The following is a 25,838-nucleotide window of genomic DNA, read 5'->3' as shown; positions in this document are numbered from 1 at the left end:
GATCACTCGGCGGGTGCCACGGCGTGCCCGGCCAGCAGGGCGAGTACACCCGAAACCGCCTGGCCGAACGAGTCCGTCGTGCCGGATGCGCGGGCGAGCACGTAGCCGCCCTGCAGGACCGCGACGATGGTCGCGGCCGTGGCCGCGGGGTCGAGTGCCCGATCCAGTTCGCCCGCGTCACGCCCCGCATCGAGCACCCGCGTCAGACGGTCACGCAGCCACGCGAAGGTCTCCTCGACCGGCGCGCGCAGGGCGGGATCGGCCATCACGTCCGGGTCCTGGGTCAGCCTGCCGATCGGGCAGCCCTTCAGCACGTCGCGTTCGCGGCGCAGATACGCGGTGATGCGTTCCAAGGCCGTGCCGGGAGCCGACAACTGCGCCTCGGCCGCGGCCCGCATTTCCTCGGCGGTGCGGCGGATCGCGGCCAGTGCCAGCTCGTGCTTACCCGCGAAGTGGTGGTACATGCTGCCCTGACCGGCACCGGCCCGCTCCTGGATGGACTTCGGGCTGGTGCCCACGTAACCGCGTTCCCACAGCAGCGCACGCGCGCTCTCGACGAGACGTTCCTGCGAACTCACGCCGCCAGTGTACATACTAATAGGTACAGAGTCGCCCTGTTGCTGCCGACCGGCGAACCCGGCGCGTGTTTCCCGCGGAGCCGGGTCAGTGATCGCCGGCGACGAAGATCGCGTACACCTCACGGGCCGCGTAGGCCAGCAGCACGTATCCGGCCACCGGGTCGGCCCACCACCAACCGGCCGCGGCGTTGAGGACCAAGCCGGTCAGCACGGCGACCGCGAGCAACCCGTCGATCAGCGTGACCCGGCCCTCGGTGCGCAGCACCGGGTTGTCCAGCGCGGCCCCCGTGCGGGCCTTTCCCGTCGCGAGCGCGAACATCGCCACCGCCGTGATCGCGGTCCACACGATCCCACCGGTGCTGTGCCGCGGGTGGTGGCCGGTGACCAGCACGAGCGTGGACTGCGCCGCCAGGTAGACGGCCAGCAGCGCGAACGCGCCACCGATCAGCCGCAACGCCCGCCGTTGCCGGGCCTCGCCGGTGCCCGAGAGCTCCCAGATCACCACGGTGGAGGCGCCGATCTCGATCAGCGAGTCCAGCCCGAAACCGGCCAGCGCGACCGACCGCGCGGTGGCCGCGGTGATGGCGAGGACCACGATGCCGACCACGTTCCAGCCGAGGGTGACGTATTCCAGCAGGAACCCGTGCCGCAGCAGCCGTCGGCGGGTGTCCTCTTCGCTGTTCGGCACGTCGGCAGTCTGCCCGACTTCGCCGGGACTTTCACCGACGGCGACCAATGGGGGCCGTCGAATCGTGGCACGGTGCGCTGTTCCGATCCTCCGGCGTAATCAGTCGGCGCGGCCCGCCGGCGGGGCTATGTGGGTGTGTGGCGCGGCGGAGTCGGCGGGAATGTCGCGGTCGACGTGGTCGGCGTGGAACAACGCCTGTGACAGCAGGCGCCGCACGTGGTCGTTCGCGGCGGAGTAGTACACGAAGGTGCCTTCACGACGGCCGGCGACCAGCCCGGCCAGCCGGAGCTTCGCCAGGTGCTGGCTGACGGCCGTCGGCGTGGCGCCCGCCAGTTCGGCCAGGCATGCCACGGAGGACTCACCCTGCAACAGGGCCCACAGCACCTTGATGCGGGTGGGGTCGGCCAGCATCCGGAACGACTCGGCGGCGAGGTGAACCTGTTCGTCGGCGGGCATGTCGAAGGCCGGCTGGGTCGTGTGCATGACAGTCAGCGTACCCAGCCGCCCCGCTAAGTGCGTACCTGCGCAGTCGTGCAGATACGCTGCTATCGTCGGTGGGCAAGAGCCCCGTCGCACCAACCTCGACACGAGCACCAGGTGGAACCCTTCGCCATGACCGATCAACATCACCACGCCGAGCAACGCGGACATGGCCACACGCACGGCCACGGGCATGGCCACGGCCACGGCGGTGGCCCGTTGGGGCGGTTGTGGGAGCAGGTCAAGCACGCGGTGACTCCGCACAGCCACGACAGCATGGAGATCGTGGACTCGACCCTGGAGGCCAGCGCGCGAGGCATGCGGGCGCTGTGGATCTCCTTCGTCGGTTTGACGGTCACCGCGGTCGCTCAACTGGTTGTCGTGTTCCTGAGCGCTTCGGTGGCGCTGCTGGGCGACACGCTGCACAACTTCGCCGACGCGCTGACCGCCGTCCCGCTGGCGATCGCGTTCCTGCTCGGGCGGCGGGCCGCTACGAGGCGTTTCACCTACGGGCTCGGGCGCAGCGAAGACCTCGCCGGGCTGGTAATCCTGCTGGTCATGTTCGCCTCCGCGGTCCTGGCCGCGTGGACGGCGATCGACCGGTTGCTCCACCCCCGGGACATGACCGCCCTCGGCTGGGTCGCCGCCGCCGGTCTCGTGGGATTCCTCGGCAACGAGATCGTCGCCCGTTACCGCATCACCGTCGGCAGGCAGATCGGCTCCGCCGCACTCGTCGCGGACGGCCTGCACGCCCGCACCGACGGGTTCACCAGCCTGGCGGTGCTACTGGCCGCCGGCGGCTCCTGGATCGGCTGGCGCTGGGCCGATCCCATCGTCGGACTGCTGATCACCGTCGCGATCCTGTCCGTGCTCTGGGGCGCGGCAAAAGAGGTGTTCTCCCGCATGCTCGACGCGGTCGACCCGGCGCTTGTGGACACGGCCGAGCAAACCCTTGCCGCCACCCCCGGCGTGCGCGGCGTCGACACGATCCGCCTGCGCTGGGTCGGCCACAACCTCGTCGCCGAATCCGAACTCGACGTCGACCCCACCCTCACCCTGGTGCAAGCCCACACCATCGCCCACGACGCCGAACGCCGCCTCATCCACGCCCTGCCCCGCCTGACCCAAGCCCTCATCCACGCTCACCCCGGCGGGACCGCCGCCGCCGAACACCACCAGCCCGCGGCGCTGTAGCAGTTTCGAGCGCCCTGCCCCGGCGCGGTTATTCAGGTGAGTATGGGTATCAGGCCGGCGGCGAACACGAGGTACAGGCCGGCGGCGAGGGCCAGGCGGGCGGGGGTGAGTTTGTGGGCGCGCAGGGTGGCCAGCAGGTAGGCGATGGCGATCATGGTGACGATCCCGGCCCAGAGCAGGGCACCGTTGAAGCGCCACGGGGTGAACAGCAGGCCGAGTCCGCTGGGCACGGTGGCCTGGATCATCATGGCGCCGGAGATGTTGGCCAGTGCGAGGCTGGTCTTGCCCTGGCGGACCCAGATGATCGCGTTCATGATCTCGGGCAGTTCGGTGGCGATGGGGGAGAGCAGCAGCGCGGTCACCGCACCGGACAGGCCCAGCATCGGGCCGATCGCGTCGAGTTGGTGCACGAACAGTTGCGAGGCCGCGAAGATGACGGCCAGGGTGGCCAGTGTCTGGGCCACCACGGCCCAGGTCGCGGGTGAGGTGCGGCGGGGCTGGAACTTCAACGGCGCCAGCAGCTCGTTCTCGCCGGACTCACCGCCGCCGCTGCGGATCTCGCGCCAGAAGTACACCGCGTAGGTGGCGAAGAACAGCAGCCCCAGCCACGGTTTGATGGTGAAGGCGACCAGACCGAGTGCGACCTTGACCACGAACACCGCGAAGAACCACCGCTGGTCCTTCACCAGCCGGCGCGCCTCCTCCGGCTCGGTCAGCACCTCGCCGCGCCGCGCGACTTCACGTTCGCCGCTGCCACCGGGGGCGACCAGGGCCAGCGCCGCGGCCTTGCGGCGCCGGACCAGCAGCACGACGCCGGTGACGCCGTAGGCGACCGTGGCCAGCGCGAGTGGTCCGCCCATCGCGGCACCCACCCCGATGTCGCGGGCCTGTTCGGTGCCGCCGGTGGTGACCGCGACCAGGGTGACCACCGACTCGGGAAGCGCGGTGCCGAACGCGGCCAGGATCGTGCCGACCGCCATCCGGCCGGCGTTCAGGCGCTGGCCGAGCCACTCCACGGCGTTGACGAACCACTCACACGAAAAGTAGATCGCTGCCGCGCAGACGACCAGCAACACGAAATGCCACACGGAAAACTCGTCCTCATCCCCCCGCCGCGCGCAGCGCGGGACAAGGGGGCAACCTCGATCCCACGCGACGGCGACAAGTCCATCAAGCCATCGGTTCGGGACCGAAGGTCTCGCCCACCCGCCATCAAACGGGCCCCACGACCGGAACCCCCTGGTACTGGGGCGTTCAGCATGTCGATCAGCGGGCAGCGCGGGGCTACTCCCCTCCGGAACACCCCCACTACAGCACCCCGGAACGGGTTGGCACAACCGTCACTCAAGATCACGAACAGGCGAAAATCCTGGTCGGCAGGGGAGAAAACGGGCCTTTGGTACACCGAAACCCCGGCAACCGGCGCACCGCAAACGCCGACCCGACCGGTGCATACCCCGCCCGTTCCGCGCGGCGGCCGACCCACCCGGCAGCGCAAGAAGCGCCACCCGACAACTCAAAGACAATGACCAAGGCCACACAACCGGGGACAGCTCGCGATCAGACGCCCGCGCTGCCGGCGCCGCTGCCCACTCCTAACGCAACTAATGGTTGCACATCACTCGCGGGTCACCTAGGCTCATTCGCAACCAAACGTTGCGAAAGGTGGCAGACATGGAATTCGGAACGATCGAGCGGGAGATCCACATCGACGCCTCACCCGAGGTCGTCTTCGACGTGGTGAGCAGTCCCGAACATCTGCGCGAGTGGTGGCCGGACGAGGCGGAATTCCCGCCTGTGCCTGGGGGAGCGGGGCGGATCGGCTTCGGGAACTGTGCCCAGGGCGGCACCTGGGTGCAGTTCACCGTCGTCGATGCCGTACCGCCGCGGCTCTTCTCCTTCCGCTGGACCCATGAGGAGGGGGAAACCGCCGCGCCGGGCAACTCGAACCTGGTCGTCTTCGAACTCGAGCCGGCCGGGACGGGCACGCTCCTGCGGATGACCGAGAGTGGCTTCCGCGAGCGCGGCTGGGACGAGGCGAAGATTGCCGCCGAGTACGCGGAACACGTCACCGGCTGGGACTTCTACCTGCCGCGTCTGCGGGTGTACGCCGCGAAGGTCGAAGCGGGCGCACAAGCGTGAAGGTGGACGACGACCTCTGGTCGGCGATCGGTGACCCGACCAGGCGCCGCATGCTCGACCTGCTGCTGAGCGAGGGCGGTGGAACGGCGACCAGCCTGAGCGAATGCCTGCCGGTGACCCGGCAGGCAGTGGCCAAGCACCTCGTCGTCCTTGATCGGGTCGGCCTGGTGCACGCCACCACCGTCGGCCGCGAAAAGCAGTTCCGCGTCGACCGGGCCCAGCTCGCCCGTGCAGTCGCCCAGCTCGCCGAGGTCGGCGCCGCCTGGGATGCCCGTCTCCAGCGCATCAAGCGCATCGCCGAGACGATCCAGCGCAACAAGGACACGAACAACGAGACCGAGAAGAAGTAGCAGAGAGGAACACGGAGATGGCAGACATCCTGCACCGCATCGGGGTCCAGCGGTCCTCGCCCGAGCAGGTCTACGACGCACTCACCACACTGCACGGCTTGTCCGGTTGGTGGACCGAGAAAACCGCGGGAGAGACCGCCCTCGGCGGCGTGATCGAGTTCCGGTTCGGGCCGGGTGGTATGGACATGAAGGTCGCCGAGCTCGACCCCGGCCGGCTCGTCCGTTGGGAAGTCGTGGACGGGCCGCAGGAGTGGATCGGCACCGGTGTGCGGTGGGACCTGCGTCAGGATGGCGACTACACGATCGTGCTGTTCAAGCACGAGGGCTGGCGTGAGCCGGTCGAGTTCATGCACCACTGCAGCACGAAGTGGGGCACGTTTCTGCTCAGCCTCAAGCAACTTCTCGAAACCGGCGAAGGTGCCCCCGAGCCGCGTGACGTGCAGATCAGCGACTGGCACTGATGTGCGGCGTCATGCCGGGCGGGGAGGACGGACGGCAGGCGTGATGGGGCTGGTGCCCACATAACCGGAAGGACGGCTGAACACCGGTCGAAGCTCCTGAACATCAGGTGATCAACGATCGACAGGCGTTGACGCGTCCGGACACCGGACCGCAGGCTCACCAGAAGCCGGTGATCACGATCGAGTGGAACCGGACAGCACGGCGGGTCGCTGCGCGGCCCGCCGGCTTCCTGCGAGGAGAGGACGTTCCATGAGGATCAGACGCGGGGCGCGCCGATGACGGAGATCAGCAGACGCCGCCTGGTGGGATCGGTTCCCGCAGTGGCCGCGGCCACCGTCGCGGGTGGGCTCCTTCCGGTCGGAACGCGGCAGGCGGCAGCCGATCCGGACCCCCAGGGGCACGGCCCCAAGACGGTGGATCGCTCGTTCACCAAGGTCCGCTACTACTGGGAGTCCTTTGAGGATGGTGAGCGCACCACCCCGCCTCCCGGTTGGTCGGCGAACCGGGAAAACATGGATGACTTCGATCCGGACTGGCGCGGCTGGTCGTTCCCCGGCTATGCGGAGTTCATCAACTTCGGCGGGGCGCGCTACGGCTTCGCCCGGTGCTGCAACAGCCGCATCGCCGTGATCGACAGCGCCCGCCGAGGGCAGCCCGACGGCAACGCGCCGTTCTCGGCGGCGTTGACCTCCCCGGAGATCTCCGTGCCCTCCGGGCAGACCCTCGAACTCGGCTTCGACTCCCACTACGTGCAGGCGCCGGACCCCCAGCACGCGGTGGTCACCGCGCAGTTCGATCGCGGGGACGCGCAGACGCTTCTGACGTACTCGACCAAAGCGACCGACGCGAACGCTGGTGGCAACGTCGTGAGCAAGCGCGAAATCCTCACCTTCACCGTGCCCGCCGGTGCCCGTACCGTCCGCTTCACCTGGGCATACCAGCAGCAGGTCAAGAAGGGCTACTGGCTCGGCGACGAATACTTCTGGGCCATCGACAACGTCGAGGTCACCTCCGCCCTGCCGGCGCCGGGCAAGCCCGTCGCGATCCTCGACATCTTCAGCGACGTCCAGGGCACCGACGGCAACAACCGCATGCAGAACCTCACCCTGCCCTTCCTGTCCTCACTGCCGGACCCCGCCCAGGCGCTGGTCATCAACGGCGACATCGTCCGCAACGGAACGATCTCGGAGTACGAAACGTTCAACGCCGCCTTTGCGGCGGGCGGCGGCCACCCCGGCGACACGCTGTGGAACGCGGGAAACCACGAGTACGGCGCGATGGACCTGCCCAACGGCATCGACGAAGCCGCGCTGCTGAAGCGTTTCCTGCACTACGCAGGACGCACCACGCCGCAACTGGAGTACCTGCTCAACGGCAAGATCCCGCTGCTGCTCCTCTCCGACGAACACGTCTACCAGGGCGTCAACCACCAGCCCGACGGCCGCCGCCTGGTCCGGCTCTTCTCCGCCCAGCAGTTGTCCTGGCTCGAGCAGCGGTTCGACTACTGGCGCGCCCGCAACACGCCGGTGCTGTTCTTCATGCACCAGCCGTTGTCGTTCACCGTCTCGGGCACCTACCTCCGCAACTACTGCGGCGAGATGGACCGGGAAAGCGGCTACGCCCTCCGGCGGCTGCTCGCCGCGAACCCGAACGTCGTCATGTTCACCTCGCACACCCATTGGGGCCTGCACCTCGACGACTGGGCGGCCGTCGACCACGGGCTGCTCCCGGCGGACGACCCGCGGGCGCGCGAGGTCAACGCGCGCGGCATCCCGATGTTCAACACGGGCGCCCACTGCAACGAATACACCGGCGCCGGCAACATCAACGGCGACGTCGAGAGCGACTCGGTCGAGCACATCCCGTCCGGTCTTCGGGTGTACATCCACCGCGACCGCGTCCGGGTCGAGGCGTGGAACTTCGGTACCAAGGTCAAGTACCACACCGTCGAAATCCCGGTTCCCGCGGCCTACGCCGCCGGCCACGACACCCACTGACGCACCCTCTCGGAGGGGCCCGCATCCCCGGCTGCGAGGGCGGTTGACCCGCACATGACCGTCAGGCCGGGCGGGGAGGACGGGCGGCAGGCGCGATGATCTCGATCAGGTGGCTCACGTAGTCGTCGGTCAGGGGTGCGCCGCTGATCAGGAGCCGGTAGTAGAGCGCGCCGTAGAGCATGTCGATGAGGGCGTCGGCGTCGAGGCCGGGGGAGAGCTGTCCGGCCTCGACGGCGTCGGTGATCAGTTGCCGCGCAGAATCGCGGCGGCTGGCGATGAACCGGTCCCGCAGCGCCGCGGCGAGTTCGGGATCGTGCTGACCGGCCGCGACGAGGGCCACGAAGGGGCGTCGCGCGCGGGGTTCGTTCATCAGCCGCGCCACCCGGGCGAGCTGGATGCGCAGCCGCGTGAGCGGGTCCCCGTCGGCCGGGAACTCCATCTTCGTGCTGACCGCGTCGATGAAGGCGTCCATCAGGACCGCGCCCTTGCCCGGCCACCACCGGTAGATGGTGGCCTTGCTGACCCCGGCGTGCGCGGCGATGTCGTCCACCGTCAGCCCGGGCAGGCCCTTGTCGGTGAGCAACTCGCGGGCCGCCGCGAGGACGGCCTGTCGCGCTCGCTCACTCCGTGGCCTGCCGGGCTTGCCCTGCTCGGGCGCGATGTCGTCCATACCCCTGACACTACCCATACCGATACTGTACGGTTAGTTTCGATATCGGTCCCGTTCGACCCCACACCACCGTCTGAAGGATTGACCCACGTGGAGTACACCCACCTCGGCCGCAGCGGCCTTTCCGTGTCCCGCCTCGTCCTCGGCACCATGAACTTCGGTGCGGAAACCTCCGAAGAGGACAGTCACGCGATCATGGACCGCGCGCACGAACACGGTATCAACTTCTTCGACACCGCCAACGTCTACGGCAGGAAGCCGGGCGAAGGCTTCACCGAGCAGATCCTCGGCCGGTGGTTCGCCCAAGGCGGCGGCCGTCGCGAGAAGACCGTGCTCGCCACCAAGGTCTACCTGCCGATGGGGGAGTGGCCCAACGAGTCGCACCTGTCCGCGTTGAACATCCGGCGCGCCTGCGACGCCTCGCTCAAGCGGCTGCAGACCGACCACATCGACCTCTACCAGATGCACCACATCGACCGGGCCACGCCGTGGGAGGAGATCTGGGAGGCGTTCAACGTCCTTCGCCAGCAAGGGAAAGTGCTCTACTTCGGCTCGTCCAACTTCGCCGGGTGGCATATCGCGCAGGCGCAGGAGGCAGCACGGTCCCGGCACTTCCTCGGACTGGTGTCCGAGCAGTCGATCTACAACCTGATGACCCGCTGGGTCGAACTGGAGGTGCTGCCCGCGGCGCGGGCCTACGGGCTCGGTCTCATCCCGTGGTACCCGCTGCACGGCGGCGTGCTCGGCGGTGTCCTGCGCAAGCAGCGGGAAGGTGGCGCCGCCCGTGGCAACTCGGAACGGTCGACCGAGGCGCTCGCCAAGCACCGCGGCACCATCGAGGCGTACGAGAAACTGTGCGCCGACCTTGGCGAGGACCCGGCCCACGTCGGACTGGCGTGGCTGCTCGCACAGGACGGGGTGACCGGCCCGATCACCGGCCCGCGCACTGTCGGGCAACTCGACGGCTCACTGCGGGCCCTGGAGATCAAGCTCGACGAGGACACGCTGACCAGGCTGGACGAACTCTTCCCGGCGCCCGCGCCCAACGGCATCAAGCCTGCACCCGAAGCCTACGCGTGGTGATGATGCCCGTGCCCTGAATGTTCGCCCTCGCCGAACTCCCAACGCGACCGTGAGGGGTCCCTTCACAGCCGATACGGCCAGGGTCCCGGCAAAGTCGTGTTGGGCCTGGTTGCAGGGCAGGCACGGTCTCTAGTTGATCATGTGGTTTGTCGAAGACCCTTGATCATGCGAGAGAGCCGTGCCTGCCGTTGCATCATGCCCCACCGTTGCTGGTTTTGATCGTCTGACCCCTGACGGGTCTGTTCCAGAGCCTGTGCAGGTGTGGGATCTGGCTGATCACCTGGATGTGGTGCCGGACCCGCGCAAACCCCGCGGTGTGCGCCATACGCTGCGCTCGATCCTGCTGATCGCCGCAGCGGCAGTGTGCGCGGGATGCCGTTCCTTTACCGCGATCGGCGAATGGGCCGCCGACGCCGCGCAAGCGGACCTGGCGCGGCTGGGAGCCCGCCACGACCGCAAAGCCAACCGACTGGTGGCACCGGACGAGGCCACCCTGCGGCGCACCCTGCAACAAGTCGACGGCGAGGCAGTGGACGCCGCGATCGGCGCCTGGCTGCAGGAACGCCTGGCCCAGCAACCCCAGCCCCAGAACAAGCGCCCCGCGATCGCGGTGGACGGCAAAACCGTGCGCGGCGGCCGCCGCCATGACGGCCGCCCGGTGCATCTTCTGGCCGCCTTCGACCGCGACAGCGGCACCGTGCTGGCCCAAGCCCAGCTACCCGGCAAAGACAGCGAAGTCGCCTGGTTCGCCCCACTACTGGACCGCATCGACCTCACAGGCGCCATCATCACCGCCGACGCCCTGCACACCACCGCCCACCACGCCCGCTACCTCACCGAACGCGGCGCCGACTACCTCTTCCCCGTCAAAGGCAACCGCCGCTACCTGCTGGACAAACTCATCCCCCTGCCCTGGACCACCACCCCCGCACACACAGACACCTGCACCGGGCACGGCCGCCACGAACGCCGCACCATCCAGGTCCTACCCACCCCAGAAGGCATCCGCTTCCCCCACGCCCGCCAAGTCTGGCGCCTACACCGCCACACCACCCACACCAACGGCCGCACCCACACCGAAACAGTCCTGGGCATCACCAGCCTGACCGACACACCAACCCAACTAGCCACCCACATCCGCGATCACTGGGGCATCGAAAACAGACTGCACTGGGTCCGCGACGTCACCTACGGCGAAGACACCTCCCGCATCCGCACCGGCACCGCACCCCGCGTCATGGCCAGCCTGCGCAACCTCGCCATCAGCACACACCGCCTCAACGGCGCCACCAACATCGCCGCCGCACTACGCCACACCGCCCGCAACCACAACCGACCACTCACCCTCCTCCACCTCCCCTAACACGACTTTGCCGGAACCCTGGCCGATACGGCCGTGAGGGGACCCCTCACGGGTATCCTCACCGAGCCGTTGATCGCCGGGAGCGAACCGACGCACGCCGTGAGCGAACGGGCCCCCGCACGGGCGGCGTGGCCCCTATGTTCGGTGCTGTCAAGATCACGAGACAGCCAGGAGGCGACGATGACGGTGATGACGGTGGTTCCGCAGCTCCACACGGGCGGGCCGCAGGCGAGCGAATCGGTGTACGAGCAGCTGTTGCGGGACCGGATCGTGTTCCTGGGCTCCGAGGTGAACGACGAGGTGGCGAACCGCATCACCGCACAACTGCTGTTGCTGGCGGCCGACGACGCCGAGCGCGACATCACCTTCTACATCAACTCGCCCGGGGGATCGGTGACGGCGGGTATGGCGATCTACGACACGATGCAGCTGATCAAGCCGGACGTGGCCACGTGGGGGCTGGGGTTCGTGGCGTCGATGGGGCAGTTCCTGCTGTCGTCGGGCACGCCGGGCAAGCGCTACCTGCTGCCCAACGCGCGGGTGGTGATGCACCAGCCCTCGGCGGGGATCTCGGGGGCGGCGAGCGACATCGCGATCCAGGCCGAGGTGTTCGGGAAGATGAAGCGACGCATCGCGGAACTTACCGCGCGCCAGACCGGCCAGTCGGTGGAACGCATCACCGCCGACGCCGACCGCGACCGCTGGTTCGACGCCGAGGAGGCGCTGGCCTACGGGATCGTGGACCACATCGCCGGAGCCGACCACATGCGCTGACGGTGCGTTTCCAGCAGGACGGCGGATGGCGGGACTTCGCTGGGGTCCGCTGGCTCGAAGTCACCACCCATGGCTCCTGGCCGGACGCTGGGTGCACGCCGGCCAGGAGTTTCGCCGTCCCGGCAGTGACCCGGGCGTCAGGCAGACAGGGGCCCGAAGAACACACTGCCCGCGCAGTCCAGGTGTCCGGAGAGTAGAAGAACTCCCTGATCGCGCGGATGTACTCGTGGCGGCTGATGACGCCGTCGCCGTCGGTGTCGAGCCGCATGAACGTGGCCATCGCGTCCGGCGCACTGACACCCCACACGTCGAGCAACTGCTTGAACTCCGACTTGCTGATGGTGTTGTCCCCGTCGCCGTCCACGATGTCGAAGATGGCGTGCGGAACGCCTTCGACCATATTGAAGCGGCTGTTGTCCACGCTCGCCGCACGGTTCGCGTCGCGGAACTGCTCCCTGTTCAGACTTTCGACGGAATGCGTTTCTCGATCAACGTCCCGAACTTCGGGGGCTTGCCGACGCCAGGACGGTGGCAACGGTGATCGCAGCGGCGGAGGAGTACGGAGCGGGGCAGCGGCCCAGTGCCACTACTTAACATAATGTACATTATCGGCGCTGGCTGGCAGGAGTCTTTTCCCTGGTCAGACAGCTTCTTCGGGTCCGCTACGGGCGTTGAACGACGATCCGGCAGACGCGTTTGCCCGACGAAGCGCTGGTCGTCTCGGAGCGGTACAGCACAGCGAAGCCTTCGAGTTCACCCAGCACCTGGTCCACCGTGATCTTCGTGTACAGCCGGCCCCGCTCATCTCGCCAGTCCGAGTTGCCGTCATTACGCCAGCTGAGGTATAGGCGCCCACCCGGGCGAATCAACCCGCCGAGTCGACGGACACTCTCCATCGCCGCGGCGAGTTCGAGGTGCATGATCACGGTCTCGCAGTAGACGTTGTCGAATGTCGGCAATCCGTCAAGTGCTGGGAGTGTGGCGTTTTCGAACGTTACTTCGGGGTGAAGCCGTCGAGCCTCCCCGATCAGTGCGGATGACGCGTCGTAACCGGTTACCTGCCAGCCATGGGCAGCGAGCCATGCCGCGTCGCGCCCGGATCCGCATCCGATTTCTGCCACGGTGCCCAGGAGCAGGAACTCTTCGAGTAGTTCGTGCAACTCGTCGTCGGCGGGTTGCGATTCCCACGACTGTGCATAGGCGGCAGCGTGAGTCTCGTATGCGGCGACGGTCTCGCGATCCGCGCGGCCTGCCGGCTCGAAGACCAGGGTCTTGCTCAGCGTGGTCTTCACCGTCTCGCCTCTCCGCCGGAGTCCGATTCGAGTTGATCATAACCACCACGCCCACTCACTGAGACCGAATTCCCGGAGATCGAGAGTTCAGTGGGTGCCGGACATGCGGTCGACCGCGTCCTTCGCCTCCTTGAGGTCCGCGCCGGTGCGTTCGCGGTACACCTTGATCGCTTCGATCTTCTTGCCCTGCCGGAGAAGTTCCTCGATCTCCGGGAACTGCGGTTCGGGCAGGGAGACCCCGAGATGAGCCATTACGGTGTCGAGCTTGCGGTTCAGCTCGTCCAGCTTCCGCTCGGCGCGCTGCTGCCTGCGTCCGGCGGACGTGGTGGAGAACAGCAGCATGACGGCGACCAGCGCGAGCATCGACATCGCGTACTCGTAGTCCATGGGCGGCGATCTTAGTGAACCGTTCACCGAAGCCGTTCGAGACCGCGGGCGGTGAGCGCGAGTTCGAGGGCCATCCGGCGCAACTCGTCGGACCCGGCGCCGTCGTCGGCTGCGGTGACCACGTCTTCGGCGGCGCAGCGCAGCTGGAACAGCCGGTCCTGCAGCGCGGCGAGTTCGGTGTCGGACAACACGACGGCATCCTCGGGCAGGCCGCTTCGCTGGACCGCGGCCCGGCGTTCGTAGGCCCGCTGACGGCACGACTGCCCGCAATAGCGCCGTCTGCGTCCTCTCGCGGACGACTGCTCCAATCGACTGCCGCACCAGCCGCAGTGCCGGGGTGCGACGTTCCGCGGTATGCCCGCCAACACGTCACGTGACGTTGCCTGACAGCTCTCCGTCCCTTCGGTCACGGCCACGACCCTAACCGGACACCGAACGCTCATGCCGGGGCCACGCCGATGCCGCACACTGGTGTGGTGCAGCGCAACCACCCGTATCTGGACAGTGCCCTTCCCCGAGCCTTCGTTCACCGCGGATGGCATCTGGATGATCTCGAAGGCATGGAGAACTCGCTGTCGTCCTTCCGCCGGGCGGTGAGCGAGGGCTTCCGGTACCTGGAAACCGATGTGCACGCGACCAAGGACGGAGTGGTCGTGGTGCACCACGACGCCCGGCTGGACCGCACCACCGACGGGTACGGCCCGATCGCCGCGCAGACCTGGTCTGCGGTGCGGCGGGTGAAGGTTCGCGGGCGGGAGCCGATCGCACGCCTGGAAGACCTGCTCGAAGAGCTTCCGGAGGCACGGTTCAACATCGACGTCAAAAGCGACCGCGCGGTGGAGCCGTTCCTGCGCGTGATCGAGCGTGTCGGCGCCCACGAGCGCGTCGCGGCCGCCGCGTTCTCCGACGCGCGGCTGGCGAGGCTCCGGAAGCTGGCCGGGCCGAAGCTGCTGACGTCGATGGGGCCGAGGTCGGCGGCGGTGCTGTGGGCCAACGGCTGGGCGCCGTGGCTGCGGCTGGGCTTCCTGTGCCGGGGTGCGATGGCTCAGGTGCCGGTGCGGCAGGGCGGGCTGACCGTGGTGGACCGGGCATTCCTGCGCACGGCGGCGCGGGCCGGGGTCGAGGTGCACACCTGGACGATCAACGAGCGGGCCGAGATGGCCCGCCTGCTGGACCTGGGCGTGCACGGGATCGTCACCGACCGGCCGGACCTGCTGCGGGCGGAACTGATCGAACGGGGCGCCTGGCAGGCGTGACACGGGTGCCGTTCACCGTGGTGCCGTGCCTTCCCAGGCCGCGTGCCAGGTCTTGGGGCCGAGCCTGCCGGAGTCGTTGATGCCGTTCGCGCGCTGGAGGTCGAGCACGGCCTGGCGGGTCTTGTCGTAGTAGCAGCCGGTGCCGTCGAAGCCGTAACCGAAGGCGTTCATCCGCAACTGGAAGGTGCGCAGGGCCGGGGCGCAGTCACCGTAGGCGTAGACGACGCCGGGCCAGGGCGGGGGCGCGGTGACCGGCGGCGTGGGTGCGACCGGCGACGGTGCGACCGGGATCCGTTTGCTGCGGGCGTCGGCGTCGTCGCGCAGGCCCAGCATGCCGGCGCACTCCCAGGGCTGCCAGCCGCGCATCTGGTACAGGTAGAGGGCGCGGAAGTCCTGTTCCTGACGGTCGGCGAGGTTGGGCTTCCCCTGTCCGCCGACGCTGCGCCAGGTGGGCAGGTCGAACTGGTAGGCGCCGTAGTAGCCGTTGCCGGTGTCGAGGAAGTAGCGGTCGCTGGACTCGCACATGCGGAGCTTGGCCCAGGTTCGGGGTGCCGGATCCGCACTCGCCGTGCCGGTGCCGAGCAGGGTCGTGACCAGTGCCACGACAAGCGGCAGCAGGAGTCTCGTGGCCGCCCGGGCCGCGGATCTGTGCGGGACTTCGATCATGCGCTGCACCGTAGGCAGGCAGATCATCAGCCACAACAGTCACAGGAAACACAGCAGCATCAGCTGCCACAGCAGTCACAGCGGGGAGCGACACGGCCCCCGATTCCAAAACGCCCGTTCAGCGGGCTGGAACACTCCCCTGGCGTGCCGCTCCCCTGACTGGTGATCGGCCGGAACCGGTCTCGACTCAATTCACCCGATCAAGGGAGATAGGGTCAGCCGTCGTGACCTTGGTTCCCGAAGACGGCCCCGACCCGACCGACGCCTTGTCCGCCGCCCCCGGGGCGGGCGGCCGCCGGGCCCCGGTACGGGGCATGCTGCGGTTCTGCTACGGGCCGATGGACTGCGGGAAGTCCACGCTCGCCCTGCAGATCAACCACAACCACGCCCGGCAGGGCCGGCGCGGGATGTTGCTGGTGCGCCACGACCGCTCGGGAGCCCCGCAGATCACCAGCCGGATCGGCATCACCAGGGAGGCCACCGAGATCGGTGCGGACACCGATCTGCGGCAGCTCCTGCGCGGCCAGTGGGTGGCGGGCAGGCACGTGGACTACCTGATCGTCGACGAGGCGCAGTTCCTGTCTCCCGCCCAGGTCGAGCAGCTGGCCGAGCTGGCCGACGAGGTGCGGATCGACGTCTACTGCTTCGGCATCGCGACCGATTTCCAGAGCCGGTTGTTCCCCGGGGCGCGGCGGTTGTTCGAGCTTGCCGACGAACTGCAGCCGGTACAGGTGGAGGTGCTGTGCTGGTGCGGCGCGCCGGGCCGGTTCAACGCCCGGGTTCGCGACGGTGAGGTTCTTCGCGAAGGCGACACCGTGGTCGTGGCCGACACGGCGCCGGGGCCGATCGTTGAACATGCAAGTTCATCACTCGCGGAACCCGATATCACTACTTTGCGTTATCAGGTATTGTGCCGACGCCATTTCCGGCTTGGTGATCTTGGCCCGGCGACGCTGAGGCGAGGTCAGCTCCGGCTCACTTGAACGTTGTTCGGTTTCGCGAATGGCGGCTGCCGATAGCCCGACTGGGGGATAATCCCAAGAAGAAGGGCTAAAGCGCGTCACGTAGCGGCGCGAAACCTGTCCCAGTGGTGGAAGCTGTTGCCGAGGGGTGATCCAGCTCATCGTGAGCAACGACATGTGCGCCGGGGAATTTGACGGGCACTGTCCATCGTTGCATAGGGTGAGCACCACCCTGGCTCTAAACCTGCAGAGCCGATCGAAAGGACGTCATCATGGCTGACCGTGTACTCCGTGGAAGCCGGCTGGGAGCGGTCAGCTACGAGACCGACCGCAATCACGATCTCGCCCCACGAAGGACCGTGCGCTACGCGTGCCCGAAGAACCACGAGTTCGAGGTGCCGTTCTCCGATGACGCCGAGATTCCCTCGGTGTGGGAGTGTCGGCTGCACGGCAGTGAGTCGGAGATCGTCGATGGCGGGCAGCCCGAGCAGAAGAAGGTCAAGCCCCCGCGCACGCACTGGGACATGCTGCTTGAGCGGCGTTCGATCCCTGAGCTCGAGGATCTGCTGAACGAGCGTCTCGCCGAGCTGAAGGGCCGGCGTACGACGCGGTCGGCGTAGCTGACTGACCCACTGCGGCAACAACGCAGAAGGCCCCCGCGGTATTCGCGGGGGCCTTTCTGTGCGCTGCCGCTCACCCCGCCCCGGGGCGAGCGGTGAAGGGCCTCTTCACGGCCAACGCCCGACCGGACTTTGTGAGGGGCCCCTCACGGCCTTGGCTTCGCAGAGCCCCGGTGCAGGAGCTTGCGCAGCTGGGTGTAGCGGTGCTGGGCGCCCCACAGACCGACCCGCAACATGGCCTCGACGATGATCGAGCCGCTCATCTTGGACACGCCGATCTCGCGTTCGGTGAAGGTGATGGGCACCTCGACCACCTCGAACCCGGCGCGCAGGGCGCGCCAGGCCAGGTCGATCTGGAAGCAGTAGCCGTGCGAGGCGATCTCGTCGAGCGGGAGCTTTTCCAGCACGGCGCGCCGGTAGGCGCGGAATCCGGCGGTGATGTCCCTGATCTTCACGCCGAGGGAGAGGCGGGAGTACAGGCCCGCCCCGCGGGAGAGGATCTCGCGGCGTTTGGGCCAGTTGACGACGCTGCCTCCGGGGACGTAGCGGGAGCCGAGCACGAGGTCGGCGTCGCCGAGCGCGTCGAGGATGCGGGGCAGGTCTTCCGGCGCGTGGGAGCCATCGGCGTCCATCTCGACGATGGTGTGGTAGTCGCGGGCCAGGCCCCAGCGGAAACCGGCGACGTAGGCGGCACCGAGGCCCGCCTTCTCGGCGCGGTGCAGCACGTGGATGCGGTCGTCTTCGGCGGCCAGCCGGTCGGCGAGCTCGCCGGTGCCGTCGGGGCTGCCGTCGTCGACGACGAGTGCGTGCACGGCGGGCAGGCTCGCGTGGAGTCTGCGCAGGATCGGCCCGAGGTTGTCCCGCTCGTTGTAGGTCGGGATCACCACCAGCACCGGGTCGATCGGCTGGGTAGCCCGTGGCGCCTGCGCCATCCCTGTCCTTCCTCGGCGGAGGTGTCGCTCACCCCGCCACGGTCGTTCGCCGGTCTTCGGCGCGTGTGCGCCGGGTGCGCCGGGTCCGTGCCACGCCGATCGCCACCGCCACCAGCGCGATCCCGATCAGGCCGTATTCGACGGACGCACCGAGTCGATCCGACAGCGTAGTCGTGTCCCTGAGCGGAACGCGCCCCACCAGGGAGGCGGCGGTGAATTCCTCGGTCGATCGGGTGACCGTGCCATCCGGCTCGACGAACGCGCTGACCCCACTGGTGGAGGACACCACCGCGGCGCGGCTGTGCTCGACGGCACGCAGGCGGGCCATGGCCAGCTGCTGGTAGCTCATCTCGCTCTTGCCGAACCAGGCGTTGTTCGTGGGCAGTACGAGCAGCTTCGCGCCGGCGTCGACCGCGTCGCGGGAGACGTAGTCGTAGGCGATTTCGTAGCAGATCGGGGTCGCGACGCGGGTGCCCGCGATGTCGAGGACCGCGGTGCTCGTGCCGGGGGCCATGTCACTGGTGTCGTCGACGAAGGGAGTGACCCAGCTGGCGATGGCACGGGCGGGCACGTATTCGGCGAAGGGCACCAGCTCCTGTTTGGAGTACCGCTCCCCCGCCCCGGTACGCGGGTCCCACACGATCTCGCTGTTCTGGATGCGGCCGCCGCCGGGCGGCCAGTAGATGGCGCCGATGAGGGCGGGTGTGCCCAGTTCGGCGACGGCGTTGTCGATCACGGGGTCGGTGCCGCGGACACGGGTGGCGGTTTCGGGCCAGACGACGAGGTCGGGTTTGGGGATGGCGCCGCTGCGGATCTCCTCGGCGAGTTGCTGGTTCTGCAGGAGGTGGTTGGCGCGCAGGGTGCCGGCCTCGTTGAGCAGGCCGAGCCCGACGTTGGGGGCATTGCCCTGCACGGTGGCGACGGTGAGGCTGCCACTGTCGGCTCCGGTGCCGATGGTGGGCCAGAGGGCGAGCCCGGCGGCGACGGGCAGGACCACCGCGGCGGCCGGGGACGGCAGGGTGCGCCAGGACCGGTCGCGGCGGAGGCGGAGGACCAGTGTGGCCAGGCCGAACCCGGTGAGGACCACGGCGAAGCCGACCAGCGGGGCACCGCCGACCGAGGCGAGCGGGAGGAAGGCGCCCTTGGGCTGGCTGAACGCGACCCGCCCCCACGGGAACCCGCCGAGCGGCCACCAGGTGCGCGGCGTCTCGGTGGCGATGATCACCGCCGCCATCCAGACCGGCGCGCCGGGCAGCCGCGCGACGAGGGTGCACAGGGCGCCGCCCACCCCGAGGTAGGCGGCGAGTGCGGCGGAGAGCGCGAGCCACGGCCAGGGCCCGAACTGGGCGCCGAGGAAGTCTTCCAGCCAGGTGAGCAGGGGCAGGAAGAGCGCGAGGCCGAACACGAAGCCGTAGCCGAGGCCGCCCCACAGGCGGCGCCCGTGCAGGACCAGGCCGAAGCCGGCGAACCCGATCGGCATCAGCCACCACAGGTCGCGGGGAGCGAAGCTGAGGTAGCAGACGAAACCGGACGCGGCCGCCAGCGCCAGCCGCAGCAGCGGGGCCCGCCAGCGGCGGCGGGGTTGGTCCACGGTCTGGGTCGCCGGGGTGTCCGGCGCGGTCACGGCCACGTCGGTAACCCTAGGCGGCGCCGGATGAGGCTTGCGTTCGCCGGGGTTCTCCACGCCGGTCACAGCTCGTCGTGGATCACTTGTCCGGCTCGAACGGTGCGCAGGCAGACCGGGAGGGGGGCGCCGGGGTCGAGGCGCGGGAGCGCCGGAACCTGGGAGCGGGGGTCGGTGGACCAGCGCTGGACGCGGGTGTCGGGTGCGGAAACGACCAGTTCACCGGCGTCCCAGACGGCGTAGTGGGCGCGGGCTCCGGGCACGAGGGTGCCGGTGAGGCCGTCGTTCACGCCGGCGGCGCGGTGTCCTCCCCTGGTGTGGGCGTTGAAGGCGGCGCGCGCGGACAGTCCCGCGTTGGGCGTGCGGTGGTGGACGCCGGCGCGCACGCTCGCCCACGGGTCGAGCGGGGTGACCGGGCTGTCGGAGCCGAAGGCGAGCACGATGCCGTTCGCGGCGAGGGTCGCGAACGGGTTCAGCGCGGGCGCGCGGTCGCCGAGGCGGGTGGCGTACATGCCGTCCGTGCCGCCCCACAGGGCGTCGAACTGGGGTTGCATGGAGGCGGCGACGGCCCAGCGGGCGAGCCGGGCGGCCTGGTCGGCGTCGACCATCTCGAGGTGTTCGAGGCGGTGGGTGCGGGCGGCCAGCGCGCGCTGGCCCACCTGGACCTCGGCGAGTTCGAACCCGCGGACGACCTCGGCGACCCCGGCGTCGCCGATGACGTGGAATCCGGCCTGCAGTCCGGCTTCGGTGCAGGTGAGAAGGTGTTCGGCGATGGCTTCGGCCTCGAGGTAGCGCACGCCGGCGCTGTCGGGGCGGTCGGTGTAGGGGCTGTGCAGGGCGGCGGTGTGGGAGCCGAGGGCGCCGTCGACGAAGAGGTCTCCGGCGAGGCCGCGCAGCCCGTGGCGCCGGGCGAAGTCGACGGCGTCGCGGGCGCCCCAGTAGGCGACGACCTCGGGGCGTCCGGGCTCGGCGGCGAGGGTGAGCAGGGCGGTGAGGTCGTCTTCGCCGGAGATGTCGGGCCCGGCGCATTCGTGGACGCTGACGATGCCGCGGCGGGCGGCCTCGCGGAGGAACGCGTCCTGGGCGGCGTGCCGCTGTTGGGCGGTGATGGCGCGTTGCGCGGCTGCGCGGGCCCGGTGGTGGGCGTCGGTGGTCAGCGGCCCGTCCGGGGACCAGCCTTCGGCGTCGCGGGTTTCGGGGGCCAGTGCGATCAGGGCGCTGGACACCAGGGCGGAGTGGACGTCGACGCGGCTGAGGTAGACCGGGCTGCTGCCCGCGGCTTCGTCGAGTTCGGCCCGGCTGGGCAGGCGCGGGTCGGTCCAGGAGCTCTGGTCCCAGCCGTGGGCGAGCAGCACTTCACCCGGCCGGGCGGCCCGGCGTACCGCGGCGAGGAGTTCCCCGGCGTCGCGGACGGTGGTGAGGTCGAGTCCGGTCAGGTGCAGGCCGGTGGCGGTGGCGTGGACGTGGGCGTCGACGAAGGCGGGCGCGACGAAGGCGCCGCCGAGGTCGACCACCTGGGCGTCGGGATGCAGGGCGCGGCCGGGGCCGTCCTGGCCCACCCAGACCACGGTGTCCCCGGTGACCGCCATCGCGGTCGCGTCGGGCGAGTTCGGGGTGTGGATCCGGCCGCCGACCAAAAGCGTTGTCTCGTTCACGGTGTCGAGTCTGCCTGATGACGTGCGACGGAAATATTTCCGTCGTAAGGTCTGTCCGACGGGAGATTTTCAAGATGATCCGCCGCCTAGGAGTACAGATGACTGCGATCCAGGAAGCTGTCTCGCCGGCCGAGGTGCTCGGCCAGCCCTACCAGTACGTCCGCCGGGAACTCGTGGAACCGGACTGGCGGCGTTTTCCGGGGTGGCGCGAGGTGACCGAAAGCCAGTGGCGGGACGCGCAGTGGCAGCGGGTGCACTGCCTGCGCAACATCGACCAGCTGCGCGCGGTGCTCGGTGATCTGGTCGGCGAGCGGTTCTACCAGGACCTGGCCGCCGACCAGCGGGACATGGCGACGATGTCGATGCTGCTGCCGCCGCAGATGCTCAACACGATGGTGCCCGACGGGGCGGACGACTTGACCGAGGCGTTCTACGCCGACCCGATCCGCCGCTACATGCTGCCCGTGCGCAGCGACCGGGACCCGGAATGGGCGAGCCACCCCCATTCGGCGCGGGATTCGTTGCACGAGGCCGAGATGTGGGTGGTGGAGGGCCTGACCCACCGCTACCCCACCAAGGTGCTCGCCGAACTGCTGTCGACCTGCCCCCAGTACTGCGGGCACTGCACCCGGATGGACCTGGTGGGCAACTCCACCGAACAGGTCGCCAAGCACAAGCTGGCGCTCAAGCCGGTGGACCGGCAGCAGGCCATGCTGGACTACCTGCGCCGCACGCCCGGGGTGCGGGACGTGGTGGTCTCCGGCGGGGACGTGGCCAACGTGCCATGGCACCAGCTGGAGTCGTTCCTGATGAACCTGCTCGCCATCGAAACGGTGCGGGACGTGCGCCTGGCGACCAAGGCGCTGGCCGGGCTGCCCCAGCACTGGCTGCAGCCGAAGGTCGTGGAGGGGCTGGAGCGGGTGGCGGTGACCGCGGCGCGGCGGGGGGTGAACCTGGCCATCCACACCCACGTCAACCACGCCCAGTCGGTCACCCCGCTGGTCGCCGAGGCGGCACGGACCGCGCTCGCGGTCGGCGTGCGGGACGTGCGCAACCAGGGGGTGCTGATGCGGGGGGTGAACGCGACCTCCGAAGCGCTGCTCGACCTGTGCTTCGCGTTGCAGGGCGAGGCGAACATCCTCCCCTACTACTTCTACATGTGCGACATGATCCCGAACGCCGAGCACTGGCGGGTGGCGGTGCACCAGGCGCAGGAGCTGCAGCACGCGATCATGGGCTACCTGCCCGGCTACGCCACGCCGCGCATCGTCTGCGACGTGCCGTACGTGGGCAAGCGCTGGGTGCACCAGCTCGCCGACTACGACCGTGAACGCGGGATCTCCTACTGGACCAAGAACTACCGCACCGGGATCGAGCACGACGACCCCGAGGCGCTGAGCCGCCGCTACCCCTACTACGACCCGATCTCCACTCTTCCCGAGGCGGGCAAGCGCTGGTGGCGGGAACAGACCGCCTCCTGATCTTCTCCTCGCCTGGGCCCGGGACACGGCCGTCCCGGGCCCAGGCACCCATGCCCGGAAACACGTTTGACGTCCGCAGCGACTTCCCCACAGACTCGCCGCCGTGACGATCGACGACCATGAGCGGCCGCGCGGCCCGCGGGTGATCGGGCGGCCATGAGCGCCACGATCGCGCTGTTCCCGGCGGATTCCCGGCGGTGAGCGCGGACACCAGGCGGCCGCCCCCTCGAACCGGCCTGGCGGCGCCCCTGCGCCATCGGGAATTCCGGTGGCTGGCGGCCGGGCGCGTGGCGACCTACCTGGGCAACGCCGTCGCGCCCGTCGGACTCGCGTTCGCGGTGCTCGATCTCACCGGTTCGCTGGTCGATCTCGGCATCGTGATCGGCGCCCGCTCCGCCGCGATGGTGGTGCTGACGTTGTTCGGTGGGGTGCTCGCCGACCGGCTGCCCCGGCCGGTGATCCTGCAGGGCGCGGGTGCGACCGCCGCGGTGAGCCAGGCCGCCATCGCGGTGTCCGTGCTCTCCGGGTTCGCCTCGGTGCCGTTGCTGGTCGCGTTGAACGTGGTCAACGGGGCGGTGGCGGCCGCTTCGCTGCCCGCCGCTCTCGCACTGACTCCGCAGACCGTGCCGTCCGGCCTGCTCCGGCAGGCGAACGCGGTGGCCAGGATGGGGTCGAACACCGGTATGGTCGCCGGGGCGCCGCTCGGCGGGCTGCTCGCCGCGCTGGCGGGCCCTGGCTGGGCGCTCGCGTCCGCGAGCGCCGCGTTCGCGCTGGCCGCCCTGTGCTATCACCGCATGCGGCTGCGAAACCGTGCGTCCGGATCCGGTCCGCGGCCTGCCGGTCCCCTGGCCGACCTCCGGGAGGGTTGGCGGGAGTTCACCAGCCGTTCCTGGCTGTGGGTCGTGGTACTGCAGTTCATGGTCGTCAACGCGGTCGTGACGGGATGCGTCCAGGTCCTCGGGCCGGGCATCGCCGATGTTTCCTTCGGCCGCACAGCCTGGGGTTTCGTGCTCGCCGCGGAGACGCTGGGGGCGTTCCTCGGTGGTGTGCTCGCGTCGAGATGGCAGCCCCGGCGTGCGCTGTGTTTCGGTGTCGCGGCCACCGTGGTCGAGGCGTTGCCGTTGAGCGCGATGGCCGGGATCCGCGAGGCGGGCCTGTTGATCGCCGCGATGTTCGTCACGGGTGTCGCGATGGAACAGTTCGCCATCGCGTGGGACGTCTCGCTTCAGCACCACGTTCCGGAGGACAGGCTGGCGAAGGTGTACTCGTACGACGTGATCGGTTCGCTGGTCGCGGTCCCGGTCGGCGAAACGATGGCCGGAACCGTGGCCGCCGCCCTGGGTGTTCCGGTCACGTTGTGCCTCGGCGCCGCACTCGTCGTCATCGTCACCGCCGCCGCCCTGGCCAACCGGGGCGTCCGGACCCTGGCTCAGGGCGAACCCTTGCCCGCGGCCGCAGAGCCGTGACGGGTAGCGACATCACGGTCGGCGCGGCCCGCTCCTCAGCCGGCCGGCGCGGGATTCCAGGTAGCGTTGCTCGGCGATGCTCGCGGTGGCCTTCGCCGCACGCCGGTAGTGCTCGTACGCCCCGGCCTCGTCGCCGGTCTTCTCCAGCAGATGCGCCCGTACCGACAGCAGCCGGTGATGCCCGGCCATCCGCCTGTCTTTGTCCAATGTGGACAGCAAGGCCAGTCCGGCCCGCGGGCCCACGGTCTCGGCGAGCGCGATCGCCCGGTTGAGGGTGACCATCGGGTTGGGCGCGATCCGTTCCAGGATCAGGTAAAGGGCATGCACCTGCGCCCAGTCGGTCTCCCCGGCCGTGGCCGCGTCGGCGTGCGTGGCGGCGATCGCGGCCTGCAGCTGGTAGGGCCCCAGCGCCGGGCCGGCCAGCGACGCCTTGACCAGCGCGATGCCCTCGTCGATCAGCGCGCGGTCCCATTTCGTGCGGTCCTGTTCGTCCAGCGGCACCAGGTCCCCAGTCGCCGTGGTCCGTGCCTCCCGGCGGGCGTGGGTCAGCAGCATCAACGCGAGCAACCCGGTCACCTCGCCGTCCCCGGGCAGCTGCGCGTGCACCATCCTGGCCAGCCGGATCGCCTCGCACGCGAGGTCCGGGCGGTGCAATTCGCTGCCCGAGGAGGCGGTGTAGCCCTCGTTGAAGATCAGGTAGAGCACGTGCAGGACGACCCGTGACCGCTCCTCGAGCTCCGCGCCGTCCGGCAGGGTGAACGAGCTGCCCGCGGCCTTGATGCACTGCTTGGCGCGGCTGATCCTGGCGGCCATCGTGGCTTCCGGAACCAGGAACGCGCGGGCGATCTGGGCGGTGGTCAGGCCGCCGACCGCGCGCAGGGTCAGTGCGGTCTGGGAGGCCGCGGTCAGCGTCGGATGGCAACACAGGAACAGCAGGACGAGCGTGTCGTCGGTGTCCGGCACGTCGTCGGGCGCGATCTCGGTGGCCGTCGCCGACTCCCGCTCACGGCGCGCGTGGTCGCTGCGCATCCGGTCGATCAGCCGCCGGGACGCGACAGTGCTCAGCCAGGCGCGCGGGTTGTCCGGCACTCCCCCGTCAGCCCATTGCAGGGTGGCGGCGAGAGCGGCCTCCTGCACGGCGTCCTCACACCCGTCGAAGTGGCCGTACCGGCGTACGAGTGCGCCGAGGACCTGCGGCGTGAGCTCACGCAGCAGGTCCTCGACGGCCGGTGTCGTCATGCGTCGCAGTGTCCGTCGGCGAACATCACCTGTCGCACCTCGACCCCCAGGCCCTCGATCGCGGCATCCGGGATCCGCGCCGCCAGCTCGATCGCCCGCTCCTTGTTCTCGCAGTCGATCAGGTAGAAACCGCCCAGATACTCCTTGGCTTCCAGGAAAGGCCCGTCGGTCACCACCGGCTGGCCGTTGCGCACCGACACCACGGCGGCCTGCGACGGGTCGGCCAGCGCCTGCGTGGCGATCAGCTCGCCGGACTCCTTCAGGGCCTCGATGAACCCGGCGTGGCCGTTGCCGATCGCCGCCTTCTCCTCGTCGGTCAGCGCGTCCAGCACGGCCGGGTTGATGTGCAGCCCGATCAGGAACTTCATGTTCTACTCCTCGTGGTTGGCGAGCCCCGGCTGGGCCCTCCACCCGGTTGGTCGGAGCCGCCGCCGTCGTCTTGACATCCTCCACCCCGATTGCTTGCCGACTTGTTCT

Annotated in this window: 28 protein-coding genes; 13 read left to right on the top strand and 15 right to left on the bottom strand. The window is 69.4% G+C overall.

Features of this window, described 5'->3' with window-relative positions; translation table 11 throughout:
* Window positions 1-2: 2 nt before the first annotated feature.
* The 3 genes from ORV05_RS15235 to ORV05_RS15225 all read right to left on the bottom strand — a co-directional run bounded on the left by ORV05_RS15235 (window position 3) and on the right by ORV05_RS15225 (window position 1,749).
* Window positions 3-593 (bottom strand): TetR/AcrR family transcriptional regulator, encoded by a 591-nt coding sequence (locus ORV05_RS15235; RefSeq protein ID WP_407652760.1) that lies wholly within the window; start codon window positions 591-593, stop codon window positions 3-5.
* A gap of 70 nt (window positions 594-663) precedes the next feature.
* Window positions 664-1,266, bottom strand: a complete 603-nt coding sequence (locus ORV05_RS15230; RefSeq protein ID WP_268759148.1) for a cation transporter — start codon at window positions 1,264-1,266, stop codon at window positions 664-666.
* Window positions 1,267-1,365: 99 nt separating this feature from the next.
* Entirely contained in the window at window positions 1,366-1,749 is a 384-nt protein-coding gene (locus ORV05_RS15225) for an ArsR/SmtB family transcription factor (RefSeq protein ID WP_268759147.1), read from the bottom strand.
* Window positions 1,750-1,878: 129 nt separating this feature from the next.
* On the opposite strand from ORV05_RS15225, the gene ORV05_RS15220 reads away from it, so the two are divergent.
* The gene (locus ORV05_RS15220; RefSeq protein ID WP_268759146.1) at window positions 1,879-2,940 is read left to right on the top strand and encodes a cation diffusion facilitator family transporter; all 1,062 of its coding nucleotides are present in this window, start codon (window positions 1,879-1,881) and stop codon (window positions 2,938-2,940) included.
* A 32-nt stretch (window positions 2,941-2,972) separates the two neighbouring features.
* On the opposite strand, the gene ORV05_RS15215 is transcribed toward ORV05_RS15220, so the two are convergent.
* The gene (locus tag ORV05_RS15215; protein WP_268759145.1) at window positions 2,973-4,028 is read right to left on the bottom strand and encodes a sodium:calcium antiporter; all 1,056 of its coding nucleotides are present in this window, start codon (window positions 4,026-4,028) and stop codon (window positions 2,973-2,975) included.
* Window positions 4,029-4,614: 586 nt separating this feature from the next.
* Between ORV05_RS15215 and ORV05_RS15210 the strand changes: the two genes are divergently transcribed.
* The 4 genes from ORV05_RS15210 (at window position 4,615) to ORV05_RS15195 (ending at window position 7,891) form a co-directional block, all read left to right on the top strand.
* Window positions 4,615-5,082, top strand: a complete 468-nt coding sequence (locus ORV05_RS15210; RefSeq protein ID WP_268759144.1) for an SRPBCC domain-containing protein — start codon at window positions 4,615-4,617, stop codon at window positions 5,080-5,082.
* Window positions 5,083-5,084: 2 nt separating this feature from the next.
* Window positions 5,085-5,432, top strand: a complete 348-nt coding sequence (locus ORV05_RS15205; RefSeq protein ID WP_268759143.1) for an ArsR/SmtB family transcription factor — start codon at window positions 5,085-5,087, stop codon at window positions 5,430-5,432.
* 17 nt (window positions 5,433-5,449) lie between these two features.
* Window positions 5,450-5,893 (top strand): SRPBCC family protein, encoded by a 444-nt coding sequence (locus tag ORV05_RS15200; protein WP_268759142.1) that lies wholly within the window; start codon window positions 5,450-5,452, stop codon window positions 5,891-5,893.
* A gap of 276 nt (window positions 5,894-6,169) precedes the next feature.
* Window positions 6,170-7,891, top strand: coding sequence for a metallophosphoesterase family protein (locus tag ORV05_RS15195; RefSeq protein ID WP_268759141.1), 1,722 nt, complete (start codon window positions 6,170-6,172; stop codon window positions 7,889-7,891).
* 61 nt (window positions 7,892-7,952) lie between these two features.
* Here the strand turns inward: ORV05_RS15195 and ORV05_RS15190 are convergent, their stop codons facing one another.
* A complete protein-coding gene (locus ORV05_RS15190; RefSeq protein ID WP_268759140.1) occupies window positions 7,953-8,579 on the bottom strand; it encodes a TetR/AcrR family transcriptional regulator in 627 nt (208 codons plus the stop codon).
* A gap of 72 nt (window positions 8,580-8,651) precedes the next feature.
* On the opposite strand from ORV05_RS15190, the gene ORV05_RS15185 reads away from it, so the two are divergent.
* From ORV05_RS15185 to ORV05_RS15175, 3 genes are all read left to right on the top strand, one after another.
* The gene (locus ORV05_RS15185; protein WP_268759139.1) at window positions 8,652-9,644 is read left to right on the top strand and encodes an aldo/keto reductase; all 993 of its coding nucleotides are present in this window, start codon (window positions 8,652-8,654) and stop codon (window positions 9,642-9,644) included.
* Between the two features lie 259 nt (window positions 9,645-9,903).
* Window positions 9,904-11,007 carry an ISAs1 family transposase gene (locus tag ORV05_RS15180; RefSeq protein WP_268754146.1) on the top strand — a complete coding sequence of 368 codons (1,104 nt, stop codon included), beginning with the start codon at window positions 9,904-9,906 and terminating at the stop codon, window positions 11,005-11,007.
* Between the two features lie 180 nt (window positions 11,008-11,187).
* Window positions 11,188-11,781 (top strand): ClpP family protease, encoded by a 594-nt coding sequence (locus ORV05_RS15175; RefSeq protein WP_407652759.1) that lies wholly within the window; start codon window positions 11,188-11,190, stop codon window positions 11,779-11,781.
* On the opposite strand, the gene ORV05_RS36485 is transcribed toward ORV05_RS15175, so the two are convergent.
* From ORV05_RS36485 to ORV05_RS15155, 4 genes are all read right to left on the bottom strand, one after another.
* Window positions 11,684-12,181: an EF-hand domain-containing protein gene (locus tag ORV05_RS36485; protein WP_407652784.1), complete on the bottom strand. Its 498-nt coding sequence runs from the start codon at window positions 12,179-12,181 to the stop codon at window positions 11,684-11,686. The genes ORV05_RS15175 and ORV05_RS36485 overlap by 98 nt on opposite strands.
* A 262-nt stretch (window positions 12,182-12,443) precedes the next feature.
* Window positions 12,444-13,073 carry a class I SAM-dependent methyltransferase gene (locus ORV05_RS15165; protein ID WP_268759137.1) on the bottom strand — a complete coding sequence of 210 codons (630 nt, stop codon included), beginning with the start codon at window positions 13,071-13,073 and terminating at the stop codon, window positions 12,444-12,446.
* Window positions 13,074-13,160: 87 nt separating this feature from the next.
* On the bottom strand, window positions 13,161-13,460 hold the full coding sequence (locus ORV05_RS15160) for a ribosomal protein L7/L12 (protein ID WP_268759136.1): 300 nt from the start codon (window positions 13,458-13,460) through the stop codon (window positions 13,161-13,163).
* A 23-nt stretch (window positions 13,461-13,483) separates the two neighbouring features.
* Window positions 13,484-13,870: a hypothetical protein gene (locus ORV05_RS15155; protein ID WP_407652758.1), complete on the bottom strand. Its 387-nt coding sequence runs from the start codon at window positions 13,868-13,870 to the stop codon at window positions 13,484-13,486.
* Between the two features lie 66 nt (window positions 13,871-13,936).
* Here ORV05_RS15155 and ORV05_RS15150 point away from each other — a divergent pair, with 66 nt between their 5' ends.
* The gene (locus ORV05_RS15150) at window positions 13,937-14,716 is read left to right on the top strand and encodes a glycerophosphodiester phosphodiesterase family protein (RefSeq protein ID WP_268759135.1); all 780 of its coding nucleotides are present in this window, start codon (window positions 13,937-13,939) and stop codon (window positions 14,714-14,716) included.
* A 12-nt stretch (window positions 14,717-14,728) separates the two neighbouring features.
* Here ORV05_RS15150 and ORV05_RS15145 read toward each other — a convergent pair whose 3' ends face one another.
* Entirely contained in the window at window positions 14,729-15,382 is a 654-nt protein-coding gene (locus tag ORV05_RS15145) for a transglycosylase family protein (RefSeq protein WP_268759134.1), read from the bottom strand.
* 224 nt (window positions 15,383-15,606) lie between these two features.
* Between ORV05_RS15145 and ORV05_RS15140 the strand changes: the two genes are divergently transcribed.
* A complete protein-coding gene (locus ORV05_RS15140; RefSeq protein ID WP_268759133.1) occupies window positions 15,607-16,365 on the top strand; it encodes a thymidine kinase in 759 nt (252 codons plus the stop codon).
* A 251-nt stretch (window positions 16,366-16,616) separates the two neighbouring features.
* On the top strand, window positions 16,617-16,964 hold the full coding sequence (locus tag ORV05_RS15135) for an RNA polymerase-binding protein RbpA (protein ID WP_005151365.1): 348 nt from the start codon (window positions 16,617-16,619) through the stop codon (window positions 16,962-16,964).
* A 146-nt stretch (window positions 16,965-17,110) separates the two neighbouring features.
* On the opposite strand, the gene ORV05_RS15130 is transcribed toward ORV05_RS15135, so the two are convergent.
* The 3 genes from ORV05_RS15130 to ORV05_RS15120 form a co-directional block, all read right to left on the bottom strand.
* Window positions 17,111-17,896 carry a polyprenol monophosphomannose synthase gene (locus tag ORV05_RS15130; protein WP_268759132.1) on the bottom strand — a complete coding sequence of 262 codons (786 nt, stop codon included), beginning with the start codon at window positions 17,894-17,896 and terminating at the stop codon, window positions 17,111-17,113.
* 28 nt (window positions 17,897-17,924) lie between these two features.
* A complete protein-coding gene (gene lnt / locus ORV05_RS15125) occupies window positions 17,925-19,520 on the bottom strand; it encodes an apolipoprotein N-acyltransferase (protein WP_268759780.1) in 1,596 nt (531 codons plus the stop codon).
* A gap of 65 nt (window positions 19,521-19,585) precedes the next feature.
* Window positions 19,586-21,175 (bottom strand): amidohydrolase, encoded by a 1,590-nt coding sequence (locus tag ORV05_RS15120; protein ID WP_268759131.1) that lies wholly within the window; start codon window positions 21,173-21,175, stop codon window positions 19,586-19,588.
* Window positions 21,176-21,273: 98 nt separating this feature from the next.
* On the opposite strand from ORV05_RS15120, the gene ORV05_RS15115 reads away from it, so the two are divergent.
* Complete coding sequence (locus ORV05_RS15115; protein WP_268759130.1) at window positions 21,274-22,656, top strand: KamA family radical SAM protein; 1,383 nt, start codon at window positions 21,274-21,276, stop codon at window positions 22,654-22,656.
* 197 nt (window positions 22,657-22,853) lie between these two features.
* Complete coding sequence (locus tag ORV05_RS15110; RefSeq protein ID WP_268759129.1) at window positions 22,854-24,122, top strand: MFS transporter; 1,269 nt, start codon at window positions 22,854-22,856, stop codon at window positions 24,120-24,122.
* A gap of 12 nt (window positions 24,123-24,134) precedes the next feature.
* Here the strand turns inward: ORV05_RS15110 and ORV05_RS15105 are convergent, their stop codons facing one another.
* Together ORV05_RS15105 and ORV05_RS15100 are read right to left on the bottom strand one after the other, a co-directional pair.
* Window positions 24,135-25,361, bottom strand: coding sequence for an RNA polymerase sigma factor (locus ORV05_RS15105; RefSeq protein ID WP_268759128.1), 1,227 nt, complete (start codon window positions 25,359-25,361; stop codon window positions 24,135-24,137).
* Window positions 25,358-25,729 carry a YciI family protein gene (locus ORV05_RS15100; protein WP_268759127.1) on the bottom strand — a complete coding sequence of 124 codons (372 nt, stop codon included), beginning with the start codon at window positions 25,727-25,729 and terminating at the stop codon, window positions 25,358-25,360. Before ORV05_RS15100 ends, ORV05_RS15105 begins: the two co-directional genes overlap by 4 nt.
* Window positions 25,730-25,838: the final 109 nt, after the last annotated feature.

The sequence above is a fragment of the Amycolatopsis cynarae genome (genome assembly GCF_026802195.1).
Lineage (GTDB): Bacteria > Actinomycetota > Actinomycetes > Mycobacteriales > Pseudonocardiaceae > Amycolatopsis_E > Amycolatopsis_E rhizosphaerae.
This window is presented reverse-complemented; position numbering and strand designations above follow the sequence as displayed.

What these genes read in the sequence shown, in the direction of transcription:
- ORV05_RS15235 (WP_407652760.1), bottom strand. Translation starts at nt 593, where the DNA reads ATGTACACTGGCGGCGTGAGTTCGCAGGAACGTCTCGTCGAGAGCGCG.
- ORV05_RS15225 (WP_268759147.1), bottom strand. Translation starts at nt 1,749, where the DNA reads ATGCACACGACCCAGCCGGCCTTCGACATGCCCGCCGACGAACAGGTT.
- ORV05_RS15220 (WP_268759146.1), top strand. Translation starts at nt 1,879, where the DNA reads ATGACCGATCAACATCACCACGCCGAGCAACGCGGACATGGCCACACG.
- ORV05_RS15210 (WP_268759144.1), top strand. Translation starts at nt 4,615, where the DNA reads ATGGAATTCGGAACGATCGAGCGGGAGATCCACATCGACGCCTCACCC.
- ORV05_RS15200 (WP_268759142.1), top strand. Translation starts at nt 5,450, where the DNA reads ATGGCAGACATCCTGCACCGCATCGGGGTCCAGCGGTCCTCGCCCGAG.
- ORV05_RS15195 (WP_268759141.1), top strand. Translation starts at nt 6,170, where the DNA reads ATGACGGAGATCAGCAGACGCCGCCTGGTGGGATCGGTTCCCGCAGTG.
- ORV05_RS15190 (WP_268759140.1), bottom strand. Translation starts at nt 8,579, where the DNA reads ATGGGTAGTGTCAGGGGTATGGACGACATCGCGCCCGAGCAGGGCAAG.
- ORV05_RS15175 (WP_407652759.1), top strand. Translation starts at nt 11,188, where the DNA reads ATGACGGTGATGACGGTGGTTCCGCAGCTCCACACGGGCGGGCCGCAG.
- ORV05_RS36485 (WP_407652784.1), bottom strand. Translation starts at nt 12,181, where the DNA reads ATGGTCGAAGGCGTTCCGCACGCCATCTTCGACATCGTGGACGGCGAC.
- ORV05_RS15160 (WP_268759136.1), bottom strand. Translation starts at nt 13,460, where the DNA reads ATGGACTACGAGTACGCGATGTCGATGCTCGCGCTGGTCGCCGTCATG.
- ORV05_RS15145 (WP_268759134.1), bottom strand. Translation starts at nt 15,382, where the DNA reads ATGATCGAAGTCCCGCACAGATCCGCGGCCCGGGCGGCCACGAGACTC.
- ORV05_RS15135 (WP_005151365.1), top strand. Translation starts at nt 16,617, where the DNA reads ATGGCTGACCGTGTACTCCGTGGAAGCCGGCTGGGAGCGGTCAGCTAC.
- ORV05_RS15130 (WP_268759132.1), bottom strand. Translation starts at nt 17,896, where the DNA reads ATGGCGCAGGCGCCACGGGCTACCCAGCCGATCGACCCGGTGCTGGTG.
- ORV05_RS15115 (WP_268759130.1), top strand. Translation starts at nt 21,274, where the DNA reads ATGACTGCGATCCAGGAAGCTGTCTCGCCGGCCGAGGTGCTCGGCCAG.
- ORV05_RS15105 (WP_268759128.1), bottom strand. Translation starts at nt 25,361, where the DNA reads ATGACGACACCGGCCGTCGAGGACCTGCTGCGTGAGCTCACGCCGCAG.
- ORV05_RS15100 (WP_268759127.1), bottom strand. Translation starts at nt 25,729, where the DNA reads ATGAAGTTCCTGATCGGGCTGCACATCAACCCGGCCGTGCTGGACGCG.